Here is a 25,607-nt window from a genome sequence, read left to right on the forward strand (position 1 = left end):
TATTCTAATCTTTTTTTTCAATTCTAAAACCTACATCAGTTATTCCGTCAAGTTGTTGTACTCCAGGAACTTTTCCTGATTCTCTAACTGCTTGTTTGATATGAACTTTGTATTTTCCTTTAAACTTAACATCCTCTTTATAAAAGAGTTTGCTTTCTTTTATATCTGTAAATCCATTCCCCATTAAAGTTCCGTCTGGATGTGCCATTTGGTATTCAAGAGTATCTACTTTTGTAAATCCGCTTTGGGTTTCGATAGCAACAATTAAAAATATATTGTTGAAGGGAAAATTGTTGTTATCTCTCAAATTTACAAACAAATTGTATCGTTTGGTCGAATCTAATTCGGGTAAGTCGAAGGTTACAATGCTGTCTTTATGCCAAGCATCTCCAACAGATTTGTATTCATCAAATACTCTTTTTTTGTCGCATGAAAAAAGAAGTATAGCCACCAAAAGAAGAATCCCGCTATTTTTTATTCTCATTTTTTGTAATAATTATTGGTTTTCTAGGGCCAGCTGGTTTTTTATCGTTCGCAGCATTATTGTTTGGCTTATTGTTATTATTGTTTCCAGCTGGTTTATTGCCTTTTGGATTTTGATTCTTTGGTGCTTGATTGTTGGGAGCAGTTGCAGGAGCCGCAGCTGCAGCAACATTTTCGCCAATAGTTTTGCGTTTTTTAGCTGGTTTTTTCTTTCTTTTTGGTTGGTCAAAACGAGTTAAGCTTTCTTGACCCATAGCATTATTGAAGTCTTTTTCAGGTTCTTGAGTGATTTCTATTGCAAAATCTTCAAGTGAAGAAACTCTGTTTTTGAGTTTGTTTTCGGCTATGATTTCTTTTACCTGATCAATTTTTAAAACATGCCAGTTTGCGAAGTTATTGGTATAAGCAAACCACATTAATCCTTTAAAAATATCTTGTTTTTGGCAAATTGCATCGCCTTTTTCAGTAACTAATTTGGTATCGTAATCAGGAAAATCTTTAAGAGCATCCATGTAGGTGTCTAGCTCATAGTTTAAACAACATTTCAATTTTCCGCATTGTCCTGCTAGTTTTTGCGGATTCAACGATAATTGTTGGTATCGTGCTGCTGAGGTGTTCACACTTCTAAAATCGGTTAACCAAGTAGAGCAACACAATTCTCTTCCGCAAGAACCAATTCCTCCTAAACGCGCAGCTTCCTGACGGAAACCAACTTGTTTCATTTCGACTCTTGTACTGAATTCTTTAGCAAAATCTTTGATTAAAAGTCTAAAATCGACTCTGTCATTTGCAGTATAATAAAAAGTAGCTTTTGAGCCATCTCCTTGAAATTCAATATCCGAAATTTTCATTTCTAGTTTTTGAGCTATCGCTAATTCACGAGCGCGAACTTTCATCGGCTCTTCTTTTTCGCGGGCTGCCGACCAAATATCGATATCTTTTTGAGAGGCTTTACGGTAAATTTTAGGAACTTCATTGCTAGTAGGACTAACTCCTTTTTTCTTCATTTGAATTTTTACTAATTCGCCTGTAAGAGTTACAATTCCTATGTCATGTCCTGGAGATGCTACTGTTGCAACGATATCTCCAATACTTAATGTTAATTTATCTGAGTTTCTAAAAAATTCTTTTCTACCGTTCTTAAAACGTACTTCAACACAATCAAAAGGAGCTTCTCCGTTAGGCAAACTCATATTCGAAAGCCAGTCAAAAACCGTTAATTTATTGCAGCTATCGGTGCCGCAAGTCCCATTATTTTTACAACCCTTAGGTGCGCCACCATCAGAAGTTGAACAACTTGTACATGCCATAATTTTATATGTAGTGTCGCAATAAATGCAACTTAAGTTCTTAAAAAAGATTAATGTGTAAAGATAGTATTTTTTTTAGTTTGCTTTTTAATGGATTAACACTAATGCTACGTTAAATACAAAAGACAGTCGTGTTTAAGAGAAAATTAGTGGTTTTTATGATAGTATGAAACTGGATTTATCAAGAAAATTCGTTTGTTATTTATTTATCTTGCTTAAAAGGACTTATAGTTTGATGGTGGTTTTTTTGAACAAAAAACTATTCTGATTATTCTTAAAAAAAATATTTAAGCTTATATTTGGTTTGTATTTATAGGTTTTATATTAAAAACTTAGCTTTTAGTGTTGGTTAAAAAACAAACAAAATATCCCTCATTGGCACGAATTATTAGTTACTGGAATGCAAATTATTATTTTGCTGTTGAGCTCATTGTCAATATTTTCAAAAATTATCAATCTTTTTATATTATTTAGAACAAAAACCATGAACAAATTATTTTACGTTTTATTCGCAATCCCTTTTTTTATTAGTTGTACGAATAAAAAGCCTTTAGATCAAAAAAACATAAATTCAGTTAAAAAAGACACAACTATTGCTAGCGCTGTAGCTGTGGAAACACAAAAAGTGTCTGATTTAGATATATATAATGTTAATTCAATTTTTGGCGAAAAAGATACTATTGCGCTAATATCCTTGTCTGATAAATATCAATTAAGCGAACATAAGGATTCTCTTGCTATTCCTGATGTTAAAAAATTAGGAGAAAAAGAGGCTCAATATCTAGTGTTGAATTCGACATATAGAAACAGAATGCTATCTAAAATGAAAATTTCAGAAAAAGATAGTGTTTATGTTTACGATTATGCCACCAATATTGTCAATGCATTTTCTGTGAAATCTCTACAAGTAGTCGCTGCTATAAATGTATACGGGGCAGATTGGCCTTATTCACAAGACGATTATATGATTGGATTTGGACTAGATCCCAAATTACTAAAAGGATTCGATTCCTATTATTTGAATACTTTGGTTTGCATTGGTTCAAAGAATCCTTTTGCAATGAAGCAATTGAAAGCTATAAAGTGGAAAGAAACAACAATTGCTAAGGTGCCTGTTGTAGCTATAAATCCAGAATATAATGATTTGATAAAAATGACAAGTAAAAAAACGGCTTATAGTTATAAATCAAACGGATTTGAATACTTTTTACAGGATTATATAAATGAAGAAACAGTATTGTTGAGAAGGTTGATTGTTAAAGAGGAAAAAACAAACAAGATCGTTTGTGATAAGTATTACCGTGAGAGTGAAGGTGGCTCGTTTGCACAATTAAACGATAATAGTGAGGATAAAGAAGTTAATCAATGGACTGGTAAACTGTTTAAGAACAAACCAGAGGTAGTTTTTGGTTTTGTATACGTTTCTTTTGGTTGCCCAGGGATCTCATTCTTAGATAATAATGAACCTGATGTTTTTTTAAATTGTGATAACAGACACTAATTTAATCTTATAAAAAAAAGCCCTATTCTATATCAAATAGAATAGGGTTTTCTTTTAGGTTTCCTTTATTATGATGATTTTTATTGGACAATCTACTTGATTTAAAGGGATTTTAATTACTCGAATTATGCTGCTCATTTGATTAAAAGTGAATACTTTTATAGATGAAATTATTTCAAATTACATAAACATTCAATATCATACGGCCTTAATGAAATATTTATTCTTGCTCTTTTTGTTTACTTGTAGCGTTACTTTTTCGCAAACAGAAACAGATTCTATTCCGTACAATCTTATGTTTAAAGTTAATTATGCTCCAGAGTCTCTAAGTATGGAAGATATTGACTTTAGTAAAGAAAAGCCCGAATGCATATTCGAACTTAAAGGAAAAACACCTTTAAAATATTCTTTCCGTTTACAAAATGACTCCATTGCATCCCTTTATCAATTTAAAAATAACAAATTAGAACTTCAGGAAAATGTCCATTATCAGCCATTCTTTTGGCATTTTGATAAGGATATGCTTTTCTCAAATTTTAAAATAGTTGATTTTGATAACGATGGAGACGAGGATTTACTGTGCTGGGTATTCTCTAATGTAAATGGTAATGAATGGACCATCATTTTTATAAATGACCAAACGCAACAAAAACTGGTTAGATTATATAATACTGCTGATGAAACTGATATTTGGGACAAGCCTAGATTTGATAAAGAAACAAATACGATACATACGGAACTTTACGGAAGTGCTTTTGGAACTTCTGCGGAAAGTAGTTATAAATTACAAAATGAGCTTACTGTTATTCCACTAACAAAACATTTTCAGAACAGAATAGGTAAGCATATGCATGATTATGTATATATGGGAAGAAATGGTAAATGGAAGTTAAAATCTAAAAATAGAATAAAGCAATAAAATGAAACAAGTTATAATTCTGATCCTTTATTTATTATGCAATACAGTTGCATTAAATGCACAAAGTGCCGATATTAAACAGATTGAGAAGGGTATAAAACTCCAAGCGATGGAGGGGAAATATCAAAAAAAACCGGTAGACCTGAATAACGATGGGCAAACTGATATTATATATACTTACCAATGTGGAGAACCTAAATGTGTAGAAGTGTATGTAAATATAGGTGGCACATATAAAAAAGTGATAAGCGAACCATTCGGAAATAGTAAGTTGGATGAAACCACAAGCAAAAAACAATTGCAATTGATATTATATCATTGCTGCGGAGAAAGTCCCTATGAGTCCAGACGTTTATTTGGTTTTGGTAAAAATGCTGCGTTAGTAGAAGAAAACTATGTATTAACAAATGATGAATATGTTGAAGAAAAGAATGCAATGTTACTTCCTTCAGTTTATTTAGCTACACCACGTTTTGTAAGCAATACTATAGATAATTATAACGTACGTTATTCTCCAACAATAAAAGAAACAGGCAAAAAAGGAGTCGACGATTTTGTTTTTACTTGTGAAGAAGGCACAAATATTATAGCAAAATTAAAACAAAAGTCAACTATTAAAGTACTTGCAGAGAAAGTTGAAGCGGTGCGTACCTGGCTTTTTGTAGAAATAGAAAAGACTGCCATTGCTGGCGAATGTAATCCTGTTAATTTTGATTTTAAAGACCAAAAATTGCGAGGCTGGATAAGTGGTAAATTTACTGAGAACATTGCCAAGAAATAAATTGCAAAATCATTAATACATAAAAAAAGGAACTTTATCTGCATTGGTAAATACTAAGTTTTTAAAAGGTATAAAAGAATAACGGACTAGAAATAAATTTAAAGAGCCACAATTTGTGGCTCTTTAAATTTATAATTAAGTAAAATACACTATGTTTCCTTAACCGTAATAATCTTTACAGGACAGGCCTTTGCTGCAAGTTCACAACTTTCGACCATGGCATGATTAGGCGATTTTAGAGTAAAAAAACCTTTTGCATTTACGGAATGAATCAAAACTGATTTTCCATCTTTTTTTGACATCTGAAAATGTACCGGATCCATTTCGACGCAATAATTACAGCCGATGCATTTGTCTCTTTGTAAAGTAATAATAACCATTACGCCTCTACAATTTTATATAATTTATCAGACATTCTGATTCTGAAAGGCAATTTGAAGGTACAATCATCTCCTTTTGTAGCTTTATCGGCTACAATGTCGTTTACGTACATTTCTTCTATTACCATTTCCTGAGCTCCGGTACTTGGGCCAGTTACCAGAATTCTATCTCCAACCTTAATATCGTAAGCTTCTATTTTAAACTGTCCAACGTCTACTTTAGGGAAGTAATGTGTTCCTTTACCCACATACACTTTCTTTTGTGTTGCTGCAGATCCAGGAATATCACTCCATTCTCCTAATTCTTGCCCAAGATAATATCCTGACCAAAAACCACGATTGTAAACGGTGTTCAACGCTTCCATCCAAACAGCGATTTTTTCTTTAGAGAAAGTTTTATCGTAGTAAGAATCTATTGCTTCACGATAGGTTTTTATTACCGTTGCTACATATTCGGGAGCACGACCACGACCTTCTATTTTAAGAACCTGAATTCCAGAATCGATTACCTGATCAAGAAAATCTAGCGTACACAAATCTTTTGGGGACATAAGATATTCATTATCAACTTCGATTTCAAAACCTGTTTCCTGATCTATAACAGTATATTTTTTACGACAGTTTTGCTTGCAAGCACCGCGATTTGCCGATGAGTTATGAGAGTGTAAACTCAAATAACATTTTCCCGAAACAGCCATACATAAAGCACCATGTCCGAAGATTTCGATTTCGACTAAATTTCCGTTTGGTCCTTTTATTTGCTCTTTCTCAATTTGTTCTGTGATACTTTTTACTTGGCGTAAGCTTAATTCACGACTTAAAACCATTGTATCTGCAAACAAGCTGTAGAATTTTATGGTTTCGATATTAGTTACATTCAATTGAGTTGAAATATGTACTTCCATACCAATTGTTCTTGCCATTGCAATTACGGCTTGGTCAGATGCGATTACGGCTGTGATATTGGCTTCTTTGGCTTTGTTAAGCAATGTTTTTACAACCGATAAATCGTGATCGTAAATAATCGTATTCAAAGTAAGATAGCTTCGTACATTTTTGGTAGCACAACGATTAGCAATTTCTTGCAAATCATCCATAGTGAAATTCACGGTAGAGCGTGCTCTCATGTTGAGTTGTTCTACACCAAAATAAATAGAATCGGCACCATTATCTAGTGCAGCCTGAAGTGACTCAAAGCTCCCTGCAGGAGCCATAAGTTCAATTTTATTATTTGTTGTCATGATGTTAGTCTAAAATTTTATAGATTTTATCAGACAATCTAATTCTGAAGGGAACTTCAAAAGTAACTCTATCGCCAATTTTAGCAGTAGTAGCAGCTATTTCATTAACAATCATTTTTTCTAAAACCAATTCCTGATTTCCAGTAGTTGGTCCAGAGATTAAGATTGTATCACCAGCATTCAACTCTTGATTTTCGATAGTAAAAAGACCAACTTGAGCTTTCACATAATAATGTTCTGCTTTACCAAGAAGTACTTTCTTTACTTTTATTTTTTGACGAATATCGACTGATTTCTCGGCTGTAGCCAAAGAAGTATTAGCTAGTTCACCAGAATGTTTGAATTTCAAACTATCCGATTTTCCTTTTCTAAAAACCTTATTTCCAACTTGTTTTCCAGTTCTTAATCGAACCTGATCAACTAGTGGCATGTGTATAATGTCTAGACATTCTGTAGAGCAACAGTTTTCCATTGCAGTTTTACAATCATCACACTGAATAAACAATAAATGACATCCGTCATTCTCGCAATTGGTGTGATTGTCGCAAGGTTTCCCACATTGGTGACATTGCGAAATGATATCTTCGGTGATTCTTTCGCCTAGACGATTATCAAATACAAAGTTTTTCCCGATAAATTTACTTTCTATACCCTCAGCTTCAATTTGTTTAGCGTAATTAATAATTCCACCTTCTAATTGATACACATTTTTAAAACCTTGATGCTTAAAATAAGCACTTGCTTTTTCACAACGAATTCCACCTGTGCAATACATTACCAGGTTTTTATCTTCTTTATGATTCTTAAGTTGATCGTTAATTATTGGTAAACTTTCTCTAAAAGTTTCTACATCAGGAGTAATTGCTCCTTTAAAATGTCCCACTTCACTTTCGTAGTGATTTCTAAAATCAACAACAATAGTATTTGGGTCATCAAGGATTTCATTGAATTCTGCGGCTTTCAGGTGAACGCCTATATCAGTTACATCAAAAGTTTCGTCGTTTAAACCGTCAGCGACAATTTTGTGACGAACTTTAATGGTAAGTTTTAAAAATGAATGGTCATCATGTTCTACAGCTTCATTCAATCGTATGCCTTTCATGAAATCATAGATTTCAAGAGTTTCTCTAAAAGCCTCCAAATTTTCGGCAGGAATACTCATCTGAGCATTTATACCTTCGTTGGCAACGTAAATTCGGCCTAAAGCATCAAGCTTATTCCAGGCTACAAATAAATCATCGCGAAATTTTTTGGGATCTTGAATTTTGGCATACGCATAGAAAGACAACGTTAGTCGTTGTTTACCGGCATCATCAATCATGATGGCTCTTTCTTCTGCGCTCAAAGTGTTATACAGTTGCATGCTATAAACAGTTTTAAGTTAAGAAATTATTTTTTTGAAAGTGCAAAAGTAAGGAAAAAGGTTCAAAGTTGCAAAGGCTTGAAGTAACAAAGGTTCTGAGATACTAAGTTACCAAGGTTTTAAGTTTTTAAACGGGACTTAACAAAAACAAAAAAGCACTAAATTAATAGTGCTTTTTAATCTTTGTACCTCTGTACCTTTGCTTCTTTGAACCTAACTAGCAGAACTCATTAAAAGCATCTTGTAAATTCTCAGCAATTAATTCAGCTGGGCGACCTTCGATATGGTGACGCTCTAACATGTGAACTAATTCTCCGTTTTTAAACAAAGCCATACTTGGCGATGATGGAGGGAAAGGGAACATATGTTGTCTTGCTGCATCTACAGCTTCTTTATCAACACCTGCAAAAACAGTAATTAAGTGGTCTGGTTTTTTAGCACCATCTAAACTCATTTTTGCTCCTGGACGTGCGTTTCTTGCTGCACAACCACATACAGAGTTTACAACTACTAATGTTGTTCCTTCTGATTTGATTGCGTTATCAACTTCTGCTGCACTATGTAAATCTTGAAAACCTGCTGATGTTAATTCAGCTTGCATTGGTTTTACCATTTCTTCTGGATACATATTTTTTATTTTTTAGTTTAACTTTAAGAATTGCAAAGTTACAAAGTTTAAAAACAAGAACTTTAATTCCGGTATAAAGTTTTGTTATAGTTTAGTATTTGTTTTTAAATCAAATCATATAGTATAACATTATTCGAAGTTTTTCTTATTTTGTGGGTTTACAGATAGATAAGATAAAGTTGCTGTTTTATTTTTTATCAGGAAATTGATAATTGTATTGTTTCAAGCGACCATTTATACTTTCTGTTTTATGTTTAGTTGTTAAAATGGTTGACTTATTTTTCTCGGGAACTTCAAAGGTTGAAAGATAACTGCTTAGATATTTTTTGAGCATTTGTATGCTGTCAATTTCAACCGAGTAAACTATTCTTTTCCCTTCATTTTTTATCATTACAAGATTTGCTTTCTTTAACTCTAATAAATGTTTGGATATTGTTGATTGTGCCAACGGAATTAATTCGACGATTTCACCGCAAGTTCTGTTGTTTTTTTTCCAGAGCAGGGTCATAATCTGAATTCGCGTAGGATGTCCAAGTGCTTTGCAAATTTCCCCTACTACTTTTGTCTCGATATCAAAGTTTAAGTGTTTAGTAACTCCCATAAATTTGCCAATTAATTTACTATCGTTATTGTACGATTACATTAAATGTACATTAGTCTTAATTGTAAAGTTACAAAGTTTAAAAGTAAGAATTTTAATTCCTGAATAAAGTTTTTGTAATAGTTTAAAGTTTGTTTTTAAACTAAATACAATACTATATTCTCTTCTACTTTGTGGCTTTTCAATGGGAGAAATCAAGGATATCTACATTGCTTGTTTTATTATTTTATCAGGAAATTGATAGTTGTATTGTTTGAAATGGCTATTTCTACCTCTTGGTTTACGTTTAGTTGTTAAAACGGTAGCCTTGTTTTGTTCAGAAAGTTCAATGGTCGAAAGATAACTGGTCAAATACATTTTAAGCATTTGAATGTTTTCAACTTCAATAGAATAAATTGTTTTTTTTCCTTCGTTTGTTACAATTACAAGATTAGCTTTTTTTAATTCTAATAAATGTTTGGATATAGTTGATTGTGCCAGCGGAATTAATTCAACAATTTCACCACAAGTCCTGTTATTTCTTTTCCATAACAAGGTCATAATTTGTATTCGCGTAGGATGTCCCAGTGCTTTACAAATTTTCCCTATTGCTTTAGTTTCTATATCAAAATTTAAGTGTTTAGTAACTCCCATAATTTTCCAATTTATTCATTATCGTGAATGAACGATTACATTAGATCTACATTATTATAGTAGATTTTCTTACTCCTTATTTTTCTCTTTATTTCGGTTTGCTTACTATCACTAGTGGTTAAACCTTAGTTTTCTTCAATAATGAATTGAAGATTATTTAGAATTTGCAAAGTTAAATACGAAGAAGTCTTCCTAATCGCCTCAATAAAACCTTATAACAAAAGAATAAGACATTTTTTAGTTGTAGAATAAACCTCAGTTCTCAAGGCATCCACTACTTTTTTCGATAAAAGGATATTCTTGTAATTTCTATAGAAAAGTAGTCAGAGTATCAAATCAACAGATAAATCTAGAATTATTTTTAAGTCGTATTGGGATAAAAAAAATCTGCAAAGTAGAGAGACTTTGCAGATAGTAGAGTTTTGTTGGTTAAGTATTATTTGGTAAACTTTACCTGATACGGATAGGTTTCGTAAATAGTATTGTCCTCATTAAGCGTAAATCCTTTAGCAGCATCTTCTCTTGCCGAAGCTGCCAAGGTTGTAATTTCTTCTTTTGACTTGCCTAATTTAAACAAACAAATTGCTTTGTAATATTTTGCATCCGAAAACTGTGGGTAAATTTTTAAAGCTTTATCAAAAATAGCAATTGCTTCATCCCATTTTTTGAGTTCATATTTGGCTATTCCTTGGTAAAAATAAGCGGTGGGATGTTCTAGTTGTTGTCTGTTTTTATAGATATCATTTACATAATCGTCAAAAAGTTTTTCTGCTTTATCATATTCGTTAAGTTGCAAATAGCAAAGCCCGATATAAAAACTATAGGGATGATCCATTCTATATCCGTTTCCGTAAAGTTTAATAGATTCTTCTAAATCCTGGATCGCTTCTTTGTAGTTTTTTACGAAAACACATTTCATAAAACCTCTATATGGCAACCATTCTTGCTTATCGTATAAAACAGCTTTGTCTAGAAAAGGCATTCCAACTTCATATTTTTTACATTTAAAATAAGGCATTGCTTTTTGTTGCCACAAATAGGCTATTGTATTGTCTTTTTTTAAGCCTTCATCAATACAATTTTGCCACTCCGACATTTGAAAAGTGTAATTGTATTTGTAAGCACAACTATCTAGATATTGTTTAACGATAGCTTCCTGAGCCTTGTTTTTGGGCATTTGACCAAAGGAAAGAATTGTAGTAAAAAAACAGCAACCTAAAATAATGTTTCTCAAAAGGTAAGATTTAAAGTTAGTATTTATTTGAAAGAAAAATCACTCTAAATAACGCTTTTATAAATGGCATTTTTGGGCACTTTAAAATAACTTTAACATCTTCGATTAAGTTAGTTTCTTCGTCTAAAAACTTAAAAATCAATGCAGAATTTCCTTTCTGAAACATATCCGAAAAAATAGAGCTTCCCAGTTCATTGTTTCTGTCAAGGATATCCAATAAAAGCAAATCATAAAACCAGAATTTACTTTTTTTATGAAATTTCCGGAAATCAGTTTGAGTTTCAAGAAATGATATTAATTGTGTTGACTTTTTATCAGACTTTTTAAAAGTATATCCTGTACTTGCTTTGGTCCAGCCACCAGCCGTACCGATATTCAGTACTCGATTGGTGTTTCTTTTCCAGAAAGGATAACAAGTCATCGGAATGCTTCCTTGTTCCTTTTCGATTATTTCATAATCCTGAATACCTAGGTTTTGGATATAGTTTTTAATCTCCGATTCGTATTCTTGCTTTTCTAAAAGAGAATGCGAAAACAAAGTATATTCTATCAAAGCTTCGGTCGTAGATGTTGGTAAAACATACATAAAGCGAGTGTTTCCTTTTTGAGCAACCGAAAAATCCATGAAGGTAACTTGTTCCGAATTAAAAACAGCTTGGTTACTTTTGATAAACCATCCGATAAAATGCTGTTGTAAAACGGGATATTTTTGTTGACTTTCGACCAATGCTTTGTTGTAAATACTATTTAAAAGCTGGTTACAGGTGAAAGTATTTGTAGAAGTTGCGACAAAAACATGAGTTTCAAGTTCGTTAATGTCGGTTACTTTGTCGTTTAGGAAAGTGATGTTTTCTTGTTTTTCAATTAGTTTAAAAACAGAATTGTAAAAATCCAAACTACGAATTTGATTGTATTGATAGGGCTTTAACTCTAAATCGCGTTTAAAGTTTTCATTGGCAAATAATGCTAAATCCCATTTTTTTGAAATAGCGCTTTCCCAAGTTGATTCCTCTTTCTCCCAAAAACACCAAGTTCGATCATTGGTTTTCTTAGTGTCTTCATCAATTAGCAAAATAGATTTTCCGGTATACTTCCCAGACAACACCATTTTATAAACCGTCATCATTGCTGATAAACCAGTTCCTGTAAAAATGTAATCGTAATGCTTCATGTTGTGGAAAATCTATTTTTATCAAAAATAGGTAATTTTATTAAACTTATTATTTCCCAAGCTTGTCCTTCTGATAAAGGAAGTAGCTTGATAATCTTTATAGAGAAATTGAACCACAACATTTATCAAACTTTTTAATCTGTACAATCTGTGGCAAAAAAAATTAACCGCAAAGAACGCAAGGCTTTTACGCAATCCTGAAGCGCATTGTGATTAAGTTAAGAAAAACAGCTGCAATAATGTGCCAAATAAATCTCACGCAAAGTCGCAAAGTCGCCAAGTTTACACCTAAAACCTTTGCGACTTTGCGCGAAAATAATTAACCATAATTAGTTCAAAAGGGCTTAACTTAATGACATTGCCTGAAATGTCGGAAGTAAAGTTTAAAAATCCGTTTTAATCAGCGTCTTTACTTTAGTAAATCCGTTTCATCTGCGTTCCCTTATAGACAATTATAGTATGTAAAATAGAGTAAATACTCAATCTTTGAGTTTCGCTAAAATCAATTCAAAATCTTTAGTATTGCGATAACTTGTATCTTGAAAAATGATTTCGTTTTCGGGATTTAAAACACAAATAATAGGGTACGTTATTTGATTTTTTACTGTTCCTAATTGAATTGCCAATTCATTAACTCCGCTTGAATTTCCGTTTGGATTATAGTTGAAGGTTTGATTATTAAAACGGATTGTTTTTTTTTCTTCAGCATTAAAATCAACAAAATAGAATTCGGCGTTGAGTTGCGCTATTATTGTTTTGTTCTTGAAAGTTGAATTTTTCATTGCCTGACAATATTTGCACCAATCGGTATGGATAAAAACAATGACTTTCCGTTTCTGGATTTGCTGTAAACTATCTATTTGCTCAAACGGATAGGAGCGTAGTTGAGCAAAACCTGTTGAGGTAATTGCTAAGAAGAAAAGAAATAGAATGAGCTTTTTCATTTGGTTTTTGCTAGTGATAAAGGGAACGCGGATAAAACGGATTCGCTCAGGCGAAAACGCGGATAAAAACGGATTTTTTATTGTTTTTTGAAATCCTTTTAATCTTTATAATCTGTGGCTTAAAAAAGAACGCTGATAGCATAGTTTTTTTAATGTTTTGAAATCCGTTTTTATCCGCGTTTTTACTTTTGTAAATCCGCGTCATCAGCGTCCTTTTTTCGCTACTAACTTCTTTTAATGTGTGCAATCTGTAGCTTAAATTATTCTTTATTTCAAGTTATAACGTAAACCGAAGAAACCTCGTATTCCTTGGTTTGGTCCGTAAACATAAGTTGTGTCAAATGTTAAGCCATATGGATTGCTTGGCGTTACAAGTACAGTTCCGTTTGGTGTGTATTCTACTTTTTTGTCAAATGGATCATTGGTTCTAGAAATCAAGAACGGATTGTTTCGCTTTGGTGTAAAGTTAAGTAGGTTTTTAATTCCTGCATATAATTCAAAATTTCTCCAACCTGTATACGTAAACTGGATGTTTTGTAAACTATACCATGGCGAGTTCGGACTTCTAGGGTCGGTATCGCTTAACAATGGTAATTTCATCGGACTGTATAGATTTCCAGTATAATCTATTGCTAAATCAATCGGATCAATTTTATACGAAATGCTCCAAGTTGCTGTGAATTTCTCCGTTAGATATGGTCTTTGTCGAGTTCCATCTTCTACATTGGAAACATCCATAATCGTTGCGCCAGTAATTATTTTTAATCCGTTAGTAAAGTTCACATCAATGTTTGTGCTGATTCCCTGGCTTATCGCATAACCATTAATATTGTCATAAATGATTTTGTTTGGGTCAGTTACATAATCTGAAACGATCTTATTGCTAAATCGGGTATAAAAGGCTGTAGTTTCTATTCCTACGAATGTTCCGCTCGGGAAGTATATTTTTTTGATGTAGTTTAAATTGGCATTAACAGATTTTTCAGGATTCAGATTGTTTGCAATAACAACTTCTCGTGAACCTGTTAAAGCGGCGTGATCTTCTGTAAATAAATTCACAACTCTATAACCCGTTCCGGCGTTAAAACGGAGGATATTATTGTCGTTGAATTTTAGCTTATAAGCAAATCTTGGAGTGATGATATTCCCGTGAATAGAGTTGTAATCGTATCGAAGCCCTAATAGGATTTTGTTTTTTTCATTGAGCGTTATTTCGTCTTGCAAGAAAATACCAGGCAGCCATGTTTTCTCAGGGTTATTCTGTCCTTGTAGGGATGTCGAAGTTGTATTATCGTCGTAATAAGTGTAACGAGAAGCAATCCCGGCAAGTAAATCGTTACTTCCAATTTTCTTGTCCCAGGTAAGTTGAGCAAAACCTATTTTTTGATTTGCAATATACGATGTAGTTCCGTAGCGACTATCTTGGTAATGTACGTTACCAGAAAAAGAGAATACTAGTTTTTCTTCCGTTGGTAACTGGTAACTTCCTATAAGTTCACCTCGTTTCGTGTAAATACTCTCACCATAAATTTCGTCGCCACCACGATATTTTTTCTCCCAGCGTACATCTCCTCCCCAGCGATCTTCATACATTCCGCGTGCGGCAATGGTAAAAAGCCTGTTTTCTTTTCTTTTAAAAGTCCATTTTTGAAATATCGAAATACGATCTTGCAATGTAACATCAGTAAAACCATCATTGTCATTATCGATTCTTTGGTTATAGTTAAAATAGTTAACCCCTAATAATGCGGTTGCTTTTTTACCCACGTCAAATTTTACTCCCAAATCTACATTTGTTTCTAACCAACTTGTAGTAAAAACATCGGCTGAGAAAGTCGGTGCGTTGGCTGCACTTTTGGTAATAATATTTATTAAACCACCTACAGCTTCACTTCCGTATAAAGAGGATGCAGGACCTTTTACAATTTCAATTCTTTCTACCAGTGAATTCGGAATACCCGATAATCCATAAACGGTCGATAAACTACTTACAATTGGCATTCCATCAATCATTACGGCTGTGTATGGACCTTCCAGACCATTTATATGAATATCTCCTGTGTTACAAACACCACAATTAAGCTGAGGTCGAACTCCATTTACGTTTTGCAAAGCTTCATAAATATTGGCGGTAGGATTTTTTTTGAAGAATACAGGTGAATAAACTTCTACAGGTACGGCACTCTCTAATCTTTTTACTGCTTTTAAAGTTCCTGAAATTACTACTTCGTTTAGTTCATTTTCATCATTAGATAATTCGAAATCTATTATAAGTGGTTGATTTTCTTTAACAGATATGTTTTTGATTATAGTTTGCAAGCCAAGCGATGAAATCTGAATCTTATAATTTCCTTGCGGAATACTCTCTAATTTGTAATTACCTAAACTATCGGTTTGGGTTTTATAATTTGTTTTTAATAATTGAACATTAGCTTGTGGGTTTTCCTGATTTTCAATAGATACTTTTCCTGAAATTGAAGTAGTATTTTGTGAAAATGAAACCTGAAGTATTGAAAACAGTAGCATTGTAAATAAATATTTCATTTTATGTAAATTATATTTTAGACAAATCTAAAAATTATATTCGACAAACAAAATTCTAATATAAGAAAAGTATAATTTCATATTAAAAAAGCGGTTCATTGTTAAAGATGAACCGCTTACTATCCCGATCGCAAACCAAAACAATCGGGATTCTAAAAAACAAAAATTAAAAAAATGAAACGTTTAATTAAAATCTTCCTCTATAATTTCTTTGTTTATCATTGCGCCAGCAACAGATCCTGAGGAAACGGCCAGAGCTAGAGAGCGTGCAAATGTGCTATTGTCGCCTGCGGCATAAATGCCAGGAATTGTTGTTTTTTGCAAAGCATCTACTTTTATTAAGCCTTGTTCGGTCATTTCGCAACCTAATTCTTGTGGTAAAAAGGAATGTTGATCAAAAGGAGGTTTGGCATAAAGTGCTTTAATTGCTGCTTTTGTACCGTTTTTAAAAACGATATTTATTAATTTACCTTCATTGTGCTCGAAATAATCAATTGGTTTTTCGACTATAGCAACATTATTCTTTTTAAGAATTTTGGTTTGTTCTTCGGTTAGAGCTGATGTACCGTTTGTGAATAAGGTTAAGCTTTTTGTCCAGTTAGAAATCATCTTTGTGAATTCATATCCAATAGCTTCGTTTGCAATAATGCCGGTTGTTTCATTTTTTACCTCATATCCGTGGCAATATGGACAATGTAATATTGAAATTCCCCAGCATTTTGCAAACCCATTTATCTCTGGAAATAAATCTCTTAACCCTGTTGTAAAAAGTAATTTTCGGGCAGTATATGTTTCTCCTTTTTCGGTTTCTATCTCAAAAGCATTTTTGCTTTTTGTAACTGTAGTTGCTTTAGCTTCTACGAAAGTTACTGTTGGGTATTTTAAAACTTGTTTTTTTGCTCTACTATTAATATCTGAGGGTTTCTTACCATCGAGGGTTATAAAATTGTGAGAATATGGCGTTTGTTGGTTGCAGGGTTTGCCGCTATCGATTATTAATACTTTTCGTAACGCGCGACCTAAAGCCATTGCTGCTGAAAACCCGGCATAACTGCCACCGATTATTATAACATCATATTTATTATTGTCTATCATAGTTTTATATTTATTGTTTATGAAAAACCTGTTAGGGACGACTAATTTTAACTCATAGGAACATAGATTTTGCACACACAAAAAAGGCGTTTCACTTGTTTTAACTGCACATAGCTAGCTATGTGAAAGAAATATATTTCTTTTTGATTTCTTTTATTTACACATAAAATCTATGTTCCTATGTGTTAAATAATTTTTTACAACCCGAATGAAGAGCTTATAGACGCTGTAATTGTACCCACCGGGCTATGAAAAGATTCTAGGTATAGGAAAAGGGTCTTTTTTTGAGAAACTTCCTTTTTGATAATCAATAATTTCATCTTCGGAGCAAAGGCACTTTTTAAGTTCTTTGGTGATTTTTTCTTCATTCATTTTTTGACCAATAAAAACAATCTCATTAAGTCGGTCGCCAAAATCTGAAGTCCAGCGTTCTTCGATTATATCCTGAAATTCTACAAAATTGTTATAAGACATGCGTTCGCCAAGCGGCATACTTGCCCACCAAACGCCAGCGCCCTCAGCTTTCATTGATCCACCAGCCTGACTCCAGTTTATGGCTTGCTCAGGACGAGATGCCATCCATAATAATCCCTTACTGCGAATTATATTTGAAGGGAAATCAGATTTAATAAAATGCCAAAACCGATGTGGGTGAAACGGCTTTGGGTCACGAAATACAAACGAACTTATTCCGTATTCTTCGGTTTCGGGTGTATGAATTCCTTCTAACTCTCTAATCCACCCTGCTGAGTTCTCGGCTTCTTCAAAATTGAATAATCCTGTATTTATAATCTCAGCCGGATTTACTTTGCCTAAAACGGAAGTAAGTATTTTGGCAACGGGATTTAGTTTCTGAATATAAGCTTTAAGTGTTTGTAGTGATTCAGGAGATATTAAATCTGTTTTGTTCAGGATAATAACATTGGCAAATTCTACCTGATCTACCAAAAGATTTACAATTGTTCGGTTATCGTTTTCTATATCAGATGCATTTCGTTCTTGTAATGTTTCGGCAGAACTAAAATCCTTGAAGAAGTTTAAACTATCTATAACCGTAACCATTGTATCGACATAACTAAACCGTGATAAATCGATATTTTCATCTTCATTTACAAAAGAGAACGTTTGTGCAACGGGAATGGGTTCGCTAATTCCGGTACTTTCGATAAGCAAATAATCAAAGCGATTTTCTTTGGCAAGCTTTTCAACTTCAATCATTAAATCTTCTCGTAAGGTGCAACAAATACATCCATTGCTCATTTCGACCAGTTTTTCTTCGGTGCGCGATAATGTGTGCTCATTTTTTACAAGTTGCGCATCAATATTTACTTCGCTCATATCATTAACAATCACAGCGACTTTTAGACCTTCTTTGTTGTGAAGAATGTGATTGAGCAAAGTTGTTTTTCCGGCTCCAAGAAATCCGCTTAATACAGTTACAGGTAGTTTTTTCATTGTTCTGTTTTTTTATGGCTTCTGTAATTTAAAAAATGGCCGATTATCATTCCGATTCCCCCAATAAAGATTAAATTGGAATGTACATCTAGTACTATTTCTATGAGAATGCTTATAAAAATGAGGGTTAAAGACAGAATAAGGATACTACTTACCAAAAGATTGGATTTCTTTATTATTTTTACAACAGCAAAGAATCCTATTGAAACAAATAATAAATCGATTAAGGGATTGTGACTAAGTCCTAAAGGAAGGATTGTAATGACAGGGAAAATTAAGCAATGTATCAGGCAAATAGATGCGCTCGAAATTCCTAATAAGTCCCAATTAAAGGTTGTTTTTGTTTTCATTATCTTGTATATTTGCTTAATGCAATAATGTTGCAAATATAGAAAATTATTTTAAATGCAACTATGTTGCGTTAATATTTTACATATGAAAGTTACCCGTAATACCGCGGCTAAGGGAGCCATTTTAGAATTAATTACCAATTCAGATTCGGCTTTGTCCCATTCAGAGATTCATAAACTTACTCAGGATTTATGTGATCGTGTTACCATTTATAGAATTTTAGACCGATTGGTGAATGAAGATGTTATTCATAAAATCGTGAATCTTGATGGTACTATTAAGTATGCCAAATGTCATCATGCAAACCATGTGCATATTCATAATCATGTACATTTTAGTTGTGAAAAATGCTTAAAGGTTACTTGTATGGAAAACGTGCAGCCAAGCTATATAATCCCTCGTAATTACAAGGTCAATGATGTAAACTTTACTCTTTCGGGATTGTGTCCGAATTGTTTATAAAACTATTTAACATTTAGACAAGGCTAAAAAAAATATTTGAGCAATACTATTTTTGTATATATTTGCTTTAATAATTTTTATGAAATGTCTAAATCTCTCGAAGAAGTTAACCAATCGGTTCATACGCAAAATAAATCCTCTGTTTTTAGAAAAATATTAGCATTTTTTGGCCCGGCTTATTTGGTGAGTGTGGGTTATATGGATCCAGGAAACTGGGCGACTGATATTGCAGGAGGAAGTCAGTTTGGGTATGCCTTACTTTGGGTTTTGTTAATGAGTAATTTAATGGCTTTGTTGTTGCAAAGTCTTAGTGCCCGATTAGGAATCGTAACTCAACGCGATTTGGCACAAGCTTCGCGAGAAACCTATTCTAAATTCATTAATTATATATTATATATTCTTGCCGAAGTAGCTATTGCAGCCTGCGATCTTGCTGAGGTTTTAGGAATGGCAATTGGTATTAATTTATTATTTGACATTCCGCTTATCGAAGGAGTTTTAATAACTGTTCTTGATACTTTCTTATTGCTATTTCTTATCAATAAAGGAATCCGAAAAATGGAAGCTTTTATCATTGTACTTGTTGCAATAATTGGTTTTTCTTTTGTTTTCGAAATGATTTTTGCTGAGCCTGAACTAGATAAAGTATTATACGGATTGATTCCATCTTTACCAAATTCTGCGGCACTATACATTGCCATCGGAATTATCGGAGCTACGGTAATGCCACACAATTTATACCTGCATTCCTCATTGGTGCAAACCAGAAAGTTTGACCGAAGTCCAGCTGGAATCAAGCAAGCATTAAAATATAATCTTATCGATTCGACAATTGCACTTAATCTCGCGTTTTTTGTAAATGCAGCTATTTTGATTTTAGCCGCAGCAACTTTTCATCGTAACGGAATGTTTGAGGTAGCCGAGATTCAGGATGCACATAAGTTTTTAGAACCACTTTTAGGAACTAAGTGGGCGCCAATACTCTTTGCAGTAGCCTTAATTGCTGCAGGGCAAAGCTCTACAATAACAGGAACTTTAGCAGGGCAGATTGTTATGGAAGGGTATTTGAATCTTCGTATTCAGCCTTGGGTGCGACGTATTATAACACGTTTAATAGCGATTGTTCCGGCTGTAATCGTAATCTTGATTTATGGCGAGAGCGTCACGGGCAAATTATTGATTCTAAGTCAGGTAATCCTGAGTTTGCAATTGGGGTTTGCTATTATTCCGTTAATCCATTTTGTGAGTGATAAAACCAAGATGAAGGGATTTCATATTAGCCGATTAACTCAGGTTACGGCATGGATAATTGCCTCAATCATTGTTTCATTAAATGGGAAATTGGTTTTTGATGAAATAAGCGGTTGGTTAGCAGCTTCAGATAATCCTATTGTGCTTTGGCTTACCGTTGTTCCTCTGGCAATTGCTTTTCTGGTCCTGTTACTTTATATCGTTGTGAAACCATTTGTTGCCAAAGCAAAATCTAATATACAAAATCATTCGCCTCATAATCTTAGCTTGCATTTTTCTGTAAAAGAAACGTATAACAAAAAGAATATTGCCATTACAGTAGATTTCTCTAATGCTGATGAAGCTGCAATTAATAGCGCTTTTGAGTTGGGAGGAATAGATGCAAATTATACTTTAATTCACGTGGTCGAAACTGTTGGTGCACATATGTACGGTCAGAATGTAGATGATCATGAAACTACAATCGATGAAAAACTTTTGCTAGAATATAAAGAGATGCTCATGGTAAAAGGATTTAAGATTCATACCGAACTTGGATTTGGTAAACCAAACAATATCATCCCAATCATTGTAAACAAAGGGAGTTTTGATATTCTGGTAATGGGAACTCATGGACATACCGGGTTTAAAGATTTGATTTTTGGTACGACAGTCGACAAATTGCGTCACAAAATTTCGATACCTTTGTTTATTGTTAAAAAAAGTAAGTAAGGTGCTGAGTTGCTAAGATTCTAAGGTTTTCTTTAGATTCTTAAAAAAAACTCAGAACCTCATATTCTTAGAACCTTAGAACCTCAAAAAAATGACCTTCTCAGAAGAAAACTATCTTAAAGCCATTTATCATCTAACTACTTCTTCTGAAGCTGAGGTTAGTACGAATGCTATTGCCGAAATGATGGAAACAAAAGCCTCATCGGTAACAGATATGCTTAAAAAACTATCCGAAAAGGATTTAATAAATTATAAAAAATACCAAGGCGTTTCATTAACCGATAACGGGAAACTAGCGGCAAAGATGATTGTTCGTAAACACCGTTTGTGGGAAGTATTCCTGGTAGATAAACTTGATTTTTCCTGGGATGAAGTGCATGATATAGCCGAACAATTAGAACATATTAAATCGGAACAATTAATCAATAAATTGGATGATTTTCTTGGTAATCCAACCGAAGATCCACACGGAGATCCAATTCCAGATGCGCACGGTCGAATCATTAAAGTCGAAAAGCAATTACTTTCAGAACTTGTAGAGAAACAGGTTGGTATTTGCGTAGGCGTAAAAGATACTTCGTCAGAATTCTTACAATATTTAGACAAACAAGAAATTGCTTTAGGATCAAAAATCGAATGTGTATCAAAAGAAAGCTTCGATCAATCATTGAAAATCAAAGTAAATGATAAGGAATTGACGATTTCTAATAAAATTGCTTCGAATCTGTTTGTAAAGTTGGTTTAGGAGAGGTTCAAAGGAGCAGAGTGGCAAAGGCTCAAAGGTTCTGAGCGACAAAGGTTCAAAGGCTTGGTTTGCGCATAAAAACACACACATAAATAATTGAGTATAAACTCAATTTTACAAATAAAGCAACACCGTTGCATTGTAGTTCTAATCTAGAACAGCATCTACACACATAGCTCAATTACAGAGATTTCAATTTAAATAAAAATTCAAAAGGTTCAAAGATTGTCGAGTTTATACATAAACCGAGCAACCTTTGAACCTTTGTTTCTTAGTACCTCAGAACCTTAGAGCCTCAGTACCTTTCTCCTAGTGACATCCACAGTCATTTTCTCCGCAGTCACCCTTTTTCTTCTTAGGTTTCCAGAAAAACTTACGAATTAAAAATGCTATAGAAATGAATAAAATTCCGAATGCTATTATTTCCTGTATCATGATACATTATTTTAGTAATTGAAAAGCTATTAATGCAGTAATGTATGCGAAGCCTGTCATTAATACAAGCTGAACCATTGGCCATTTCCAAGAGTTTGTTTCTTTTTTGGTAATTGCAAGTGTACTTGCACACTGCAATGCAAAGGCATAAAAGAGTAATAATGAGATTCCTGAAGCAAAATTAAAGATTTTCTCACCCGTTTGAGGGTTGATTTCTTCCTGCATTTTACTTTTTATAGTAGCTTCATTATCGGTACCACCCACACTATAAATAGTTGCAAGTGTTCCCACAAATACTTCTCGGGCTGCAAATGAGCTTATGATTGCAATACCAATTTTCCAATCGTATCCTAAAGGTGATATCACTGGTTCGATGGTTTTCCCCATTAAACCGATATAAGAGTTTTCTATTTTTTGAGATGCAACAGCTTCTTCAAATTCAAAGTCGCTTAGAGGCTTCTCTTTGTGTCTTTCGGTTACGATAGCTTCAGCATCATTAAAGTTCTTTCCTGGTCCGTATGAGGCTAAAAACCATAAAATAACCGATATCGCCAAGATTATCTTTCCTGCACCAAAAACGAATGCTTTGGTTTTCTCAACAACATTAATGGCAACGTTCTTGAATAATGGCATTTTGTAGTTTGGCATTTCGACTACAAAATACGTTTTGGATTTTATTTTTAATATTTTATTTAAGATATAAGAAGACAAAATTGCCATCCCGAAACCTAAAAGATACAACAACATCAATGTTAAACCTTGCATATTCAGCACTCCAAAAACACGCTCGTCTGGTATTACCAATGAAATGATAATCGCATAAACTGGTAATCTGGCTGAACAAGTTGTAAATGGTGTTACAAGAATAGTGATCAATCGTTCTTTCCAGTTTTCGATATTACGAGTAGCCATAATTGCTGGAATTGCACAAGCAGTTCCCGAAATTAAAGGCACAACGCTTTTTCCTGATAATCCAAATTTACGCATGATTTTATCCATAAGGAAAACCACACGGCTCATATAACCACTTTCTTCGAGTATGGAAATAAAGAGGAATAAGAAGGCGATTTGTGGGATGAATATTAAGATTCCTCCAATTCCAGGAATAATTCCTTGAGATAATAAGTCAGTTAAGATTCCGCTTGGTAATCTTTCAGCAGCCAATGCACTTAATGATGCAAAGGTACTATCGATAAAGTCCATTGGTATTGTTGACCATTGGAATATTGATTGAAAGATGATAAACAAGATGGCAAAAAATATAGCGTAACCCCAAACTTTGTGAGTTAATATGCGGTCTAGTTTTGCACGGAAATCTTTAGCGACAGTATGGTCGACTTTTAAACCTTCTTTTAAAACATCATTTATAAATTGATATCTCTTAATGGTTTCTTTTTGCTGCAAACGTTTTAATTCAGAATGCGATTTGGTAAATGTGCTTCTGATTTCGTTTCTATCCAAATTTAAAAAGTTCACATCTTGTGTAATTACCAACCACAACTTGTATAATAACTGGTTTGGGAAAGCGTGTTGCAAACTCTTAAAGTATTCCGGGTCAATAACCGATGCGTTTAAACATGGTTCGTTCGGAATGTTTTTATAATTAACAATCAGGTTTTTAAGCTCATCGATTCCGTGACCTTTACGAGAACTTATTAACGCAATTTTTGTTTTTAAATGTTCTTCAAGATAGGGGATATCAAGCGTGATTCCTTTAGATTCCATTCTATCAGCCATATTAATAACTAATATAGTCGGAATTTCAAGGTCTTTTATCTGAGTATAAAGAAGTAAATTTCTTTTAAGATTTTCTACATCTGTAACAACAAGTGCTACATCTGGATATAATTTGTCGTTTTTGTTTAACAAAAGTTCAATTACCACATTCTCATCAATAGAGCTGGCATTTAAACTGTACGTTCCCGGTAAATCGAGAATGTTGGCTTTAATGTTATTTGGCAATTTGCAAAACCCCATCTTTTTCTCAACAGTAATTCCCGGATAGTTTCCTACTTGCTGATTAAGACCTGTTAATTGATTAAAAACTGAAGTTTTTCCTGTATTTGGATTACCTATTAAGGCAACGTTTATATTTTGAATGTTCATTGCAAATTCTATTTGATTATTTCTACTTCTATTACACGTGCTGTTTCTATGCGAATAGCCACATGCGAACCATTAATATTCAAATATAAAGGATCTCCGAACGGAGCAATTTGAAGCAATTCGACCATGTTACCTGGCAAGCAACCCATTTCTAATAATTTCAACGGAACTAAATCAATATCAAATTCTTTGATAATGGCTTTTTCGCCTTTTTTCAGGGTGTGGATAGATTGTTTCAAGTTTATTTAGATTGAATTAATATTGCAATATTAGTCATTTAATATTTATTTAAAGCCGTTTTGCCCTATGGTTTCAATGTTTTAAGATATAATTCACATATAGGATTGGCTCTGCTAAAAGTTAAATGAAAACCATTTATTCAGAGATTTAACGATTTTGAAAGAAAATTTAAAATCGAAAAGTTATTCGGTACACAAAAAGTTAATATCTTCTATAAGTTTTTGAATATCTTCTTTTTTGGTTCCGTCATAAAAACCACGTACGCGTCTTTTTTGATCTACCAAAACAAAGTTCTCTGTATGCACCATATCGTACAATTGATCAGGTCTTCCTAGTTTTACAGCCAAATATGATTTACGAGCCATAGTGTAAATTTCTTTTTTGTCGCCAGTAACCAAGTTCCATTTACTATCTACAACACCGTTTTTTACAGCATATGCTTTTAGAACAGGAATACTATCAGTTTCTGGAAATACAGTATGCGATAGCAACATTACTTTAGGATTATCTAAAACCGCTTTTTGAACGTCGGCAAGATTTGCTGTCATTTTAGGGCAGATAGAACCACAAGTAGTGAAAAAGAAATCGGCTACGTATATTTTTCCATCATAATCTTTTTGAGTAATCGTATCACCATTTTGATTTACAAAGGAGAAATCGGCAATTGTATGGTACTTGCTTTTGTATTGCATGGTGCTATCAACCAGTTCTGGATTTACATCGGCTGGATTAAAAATAGGCAATGTTTTCTTCGGTTTTAATGCTGAATAAAACAACGAAATTGTAACGGCTGAAAATACGAATAGGACCAAGAAAAATTTCCTGTACTTGTAGAGTAAAGATTTCATAAACAAAATTTGGTGCAAAAGTACAAAAACCTCTTTTTAAATACGGTAACATTGTTTTTTTTAACCAAATTATAGGATGTGATTTCTGCCAAGAAGATAAGAATGTATTGTAATATTTATTGTTTTGTTATGAAACAACTAAAGATTTCCGGTTTTTGAAACTAAAAATCGTACA

General features: G+C 33.3%; 25 protein-coding genes. 6 read left to right on the forward strand and 19 right to left on the reverse strand.

The genetic code is table 11. The features are described from left to right. Window positions 1–4 precede the first annotated feature (4 nt). Both OA93_RS12045 and ricT read right to left on the reverse strand, forming a co-directional pair. Entirely contained in the window at window positions 5–484 is a 480-nt protein-coding gene (locus tag OA93_RS12045) for a gliding motility lipoprotein GldH (protein WP_039113506.1), read from the reverse strand. Then, the gene (gene ricT / locus OA93_RS12050; protein WP_039113507.1) at window positions 468–1,793 is read right to left on the reverse strand and encodes a regulatory iron-sulfur-containing complex subunit RicT; all 1,326 of its coding nucleotides are present in this window, start codon (window positions 1,791–1,793) and stop codon (window positions 468–470) included. The genes OA93_RS12045 and ricT overlap by 17 nt, the downstream gene beginning before the upstream one ends. 484 nt (window positions 1,794–2,277) lie before the next feature. Here ricT and OA93_RS12055 point away from each other — a divergent pair, with 484 nt between their 5' ends. From OA93_RS12055 to OA93_RS12065, 3 genes are all read left to right on the forward strand, one after another. Continuing rightward, a complete protein-coding gene (locus OA93_RS12055; protein WP_052259440.1) occupies window positions 2,278–3,294 on the forward strand; it encodes a hypothetical protein in 1,017 nt (338 codons plus the stop codon). Window positions 3,295–3,442: 148 nt separating this feature from the next. Next, window positions 3,443–4,213, forward strand: coding sequence for a hypothetical protein (locus tag OA93_RS12060; RefSeq protein WP_131474476.1), 771 nt, complete (start codon window positions 3,443–3,445; stop codon window positions 4,211–4,213). Between the two features lies 1 nt (window position 4,214). Beyond that, window positions 4,215–4,994: a hypothetical protein gene (locus tag OA93_RS12065; protein WP_039113510.1), complete on the forward strand. Its 780-nt coding sequence runs from the start codon at window positions 4,215–4,217 to the stop codon at window positions 4,992–4,994. 149 nt (window positions 4,995–5,143) lie between these two features. Here the strand turns inward: OA93_RS12065 and OA93_RS12070 are convergent, their stop codons facing one another. The 13 genes from OA93_RS12070 to OA93_RS12130 form a co-directional block, all read right to left on the reverse strand. Next, entirely contained in the window at window positions 5,144–5,374 is a 231-nt protein-coding gene (locus OA93_RS12070; protein WP_039113511.1) for a ferredoxin, read from the reverse strand. Continuing rightward, window positions 5,374–6,615, reverse strand: coding sequence for a peptidase U32 family protein (locus tag OA93_RS12075; protein WP_039113512.1), 1,242 nt, complete (start codon window positions 6,613–6,615; stop codon window positions 5,374–5,376). The genes OA93_RS12070 and OA93_RS12075 overlap by 1 nt, the downstream gene beginning before the upstream one ends. A gap of 4 nt (window positions 6,616–6,619) precedes the next feature. Further along, the gene (locus OA93_RS12080) at window positions 6,620–7,978 is read right to left on the reverse strand and encodes a rhodanese-related sulfurtransferase (RefSeq protein WP_039113514.1); all 1,359 of its coding nucleotides are present in this window, start codon (window positions 7,976–7,978) and stop codon (window positions 6,620–6,622) included. Between the two features lie 217 nt (window positions 7,979–8,195). Next, a complete protein-coding gene (locus OA93_RS12085) occupies window positions 8,196–8,606 on the reverse strand; it encodes a BrxA/BrxB family bacilliredoxin (RefSeq protein WP_039113515.1) in 411 nt (136 codons plus the stop codon). A 187-nt stretch (window positions 8,607–8,793) separates the two neighbouring features. Then, complete coding sequence (locus OA93_RS12090; RefSeq protein ID WP_052259441.1) at window positions 8,794–9,207, reverse strand: metalloregulator ArsR/SmtB family transcription factor; 414 nt, start codon at window positions 9,205–9,207, stop codon at window positions 8,794–8,796. A 204-nt stretch (window positions 9,208–9,411) separates the two neighbouring features. After that, complete coding sequence (locus tag OA93_RS12095; RefSeq protein WP_052250034.1) at window positions 9,412–9,840, reverse strand: metalloregulator ArsR/SmtB family transcription factor; 429 nt, start codon at window positions 9,838–9,840, stop codon at window positions 9,412–9,414. Between the two features lie 436 nt (window positions 9,841–10,276). Further along, window positions 10,277–11,074: a tetratricopeptide repeat protein gene (locus tag OA93_RS12100; protein ID WP_039113516.1), complete on the reverse strand. Its 798-nt coding sequence runs from the start codon at window positions 11,072–11,074 to the stop codon at window positions 10,277–10,279. Between the two features lie 16 nt (window positions 11,075–11,090). Continuing rightward, window positions 11,091–12,245, reverse strand: a complete 1,155-nt coding sequence (locus OA93_RS12105) for a lycopene cyclase family protein (RefSeq protein ID WP_039113517.1) — start codon at window positions 12,243–12,245, stop codon at window positions 11,091–11,093. A 479-nt stretch (window positions 12,246–12,724) separates the two neighbouring features. Continuing rightward, window positions 12,725–13,189, reverse strand: a complete 465-nt coding sequence (locus OA93_RS12110) for a thioredoxin family protein (protein WP_039113520.1) — start codon at window positions 13,187–13,189, stop codon at window positions 12,725–12,727. 267 nt (window positions 13,190–13,456) lie between these two features. Further along, complete coding sequence (locus OA93_RS12115; RefSeq protein ID WP_039113521.1) at window positions 13,457–15,733, reverse strand: TonB-dependent receptor; 2,277 nt, start codon at window positions 15,731–15,733, stop codon at window positions 13,457–13,459. 183 nt (window positions 15,734–15,916) lie between these two features. After that, complete coding sequence (locus OA93_RS12120) at window positions 15,917–16,828, reverse strand: NAD(P)/FAD-dependent oxidoreductase (protein WP_039113523.1); 912 nt, start codon at window positions 16,826–16,828, stop codon at window positions 15,917–15,919. A gap of 246 nt (window positions 16,829–17,074) precedes the next feature. Beyond that, complete coding sequence (locus OA93_RS12125) at window positions 17,075–18,283, reverse strand: GTP-binding protein (protein ID WP_039113524.1); 1,209 nt, start codon at window positions 18,281–18,283, stop codon at window positions 17,075–17,077. Next, window positions 18,280–18,633 carry a MerC domain-containing protein gene (locus tag OA93_RS12130; RefSeq protein WP_039113525.1) on the reverse strand — a complete coding sequence of 118 codons (354 nt, stop codon included), beginning with the start codon at window positions 18,631–18,633 and terminating at the stop codon, window positions 18,280–18,282. The genes OA93_RS12125 and OA93_RS12130 overlap by 4 nt, the downstream gene beginning before the upstream one ends. Before the next feature lie 85 nt (window positions 18,634–18,718). On the opposite strand from OA93_RS12130, the gene OA93_RS12135 reads away from it, so the two are divergent. The 3 genes from OA93_RS12135 (at window position 18,719) to OA93_RS12145 (ending at window position 21,803) form a co-directional block, all read left to right on the forward strand. After that, complete coding sequence (locus OA93_RS12135; RefSeq protein WP_039113526.1) at window positions 18,719–19,096, forward strand: transcriptional repressor; 378 nt, start codon at window positions 18,719–18,721, stop codon at window positions 19,094–19,096. Between the two features lie 84 nt (window positions 19,097–19,180). Beyond that, entirely contained in the window at window positions 19,181–21,058 is a 1,878-nt protein-coding gene (locus tag OA93_RS12140) for an Nramp family divalent metal transporter (RefSeq protein ID WP_039113527.1), read from the forward strand. A 91-nt stretch (window positions 21,059–21,149) separates the two neighbouring features. After that, a complete protein-coding gene (locus OA93_RS12145; protein WP_039113528.1) occupies window positions 21,150–21,803 on the forward strand; it encodes a metal-dependent transcriptional regulator in 654 nt (217 codons plus the stop codon). Between the two features lie 309 nt (window positions 21,804–22,112). Here the strand turns inward: OA93_RS12145 and OA93_RS24480 are convergent, their stop codons facing one another. From OA93_RS24480 to OA93_RS12160, 4 genes are all read right to left on the reverse strand, one after another. Continuing rightward, window positions 22,113–22,238 (reverse strand): FeoB-associated Cys-rich membrane protein, encoded by a 126-nt coding sequence (locus OA93_RS24480; RefSeq protein WP_082001810.1) that lies wholly within the window; start codon window positions 22,236–22,238, stop codon window positions 22,113–22,115. A gap of 6 nt (window positions 22,239–22,244) precedes the next feature. Next, on the reverse strand, window positions 22,245–24,344 hold the full coding sequence (gene feoB, locus OA93_RS12150) for a ferrous iron transport protein B (protein WP_039113529.1): 2,100 nt from the start codon (window positions 24,342–24,344) through the stop codon (window positions 22,245–22,247). A gap of 8 nt (window positions 24,345–24,352) precedes the next feature. Further along, complete coding sequence (locus OA93_RS12155) at window positions 24,353–24,583, reverse strand: FeoA family protein (protein WP_039113531.1); 231 nt, start codon at window positions 24,581–24,583, stop codon at window positions 24,353–24,355. Window positions 24,584–24,766: 183 nt separating this feature from the next. After that, on the reverse strand, window positions 24,767–25,432 hold the full coding sequence (locus OA93_RS12160; protein WP_039113533.1) for an SCO family protein: 666 nt from the start codon (window positions 25,430–25,432) through the stop codon (window positions 24,767–24,769). Window positions 25,433–25,607 lie beyond the last annotated feature (175 nt).

Source organism: Flavobacterium sp. KMS, assembly GCF_000813005.1.
Lineage (GTDB): Bacteria > Bacteroidota > Bacteroidia > Flavobacteriales > Flavobacteriaceae > Flavobacterium.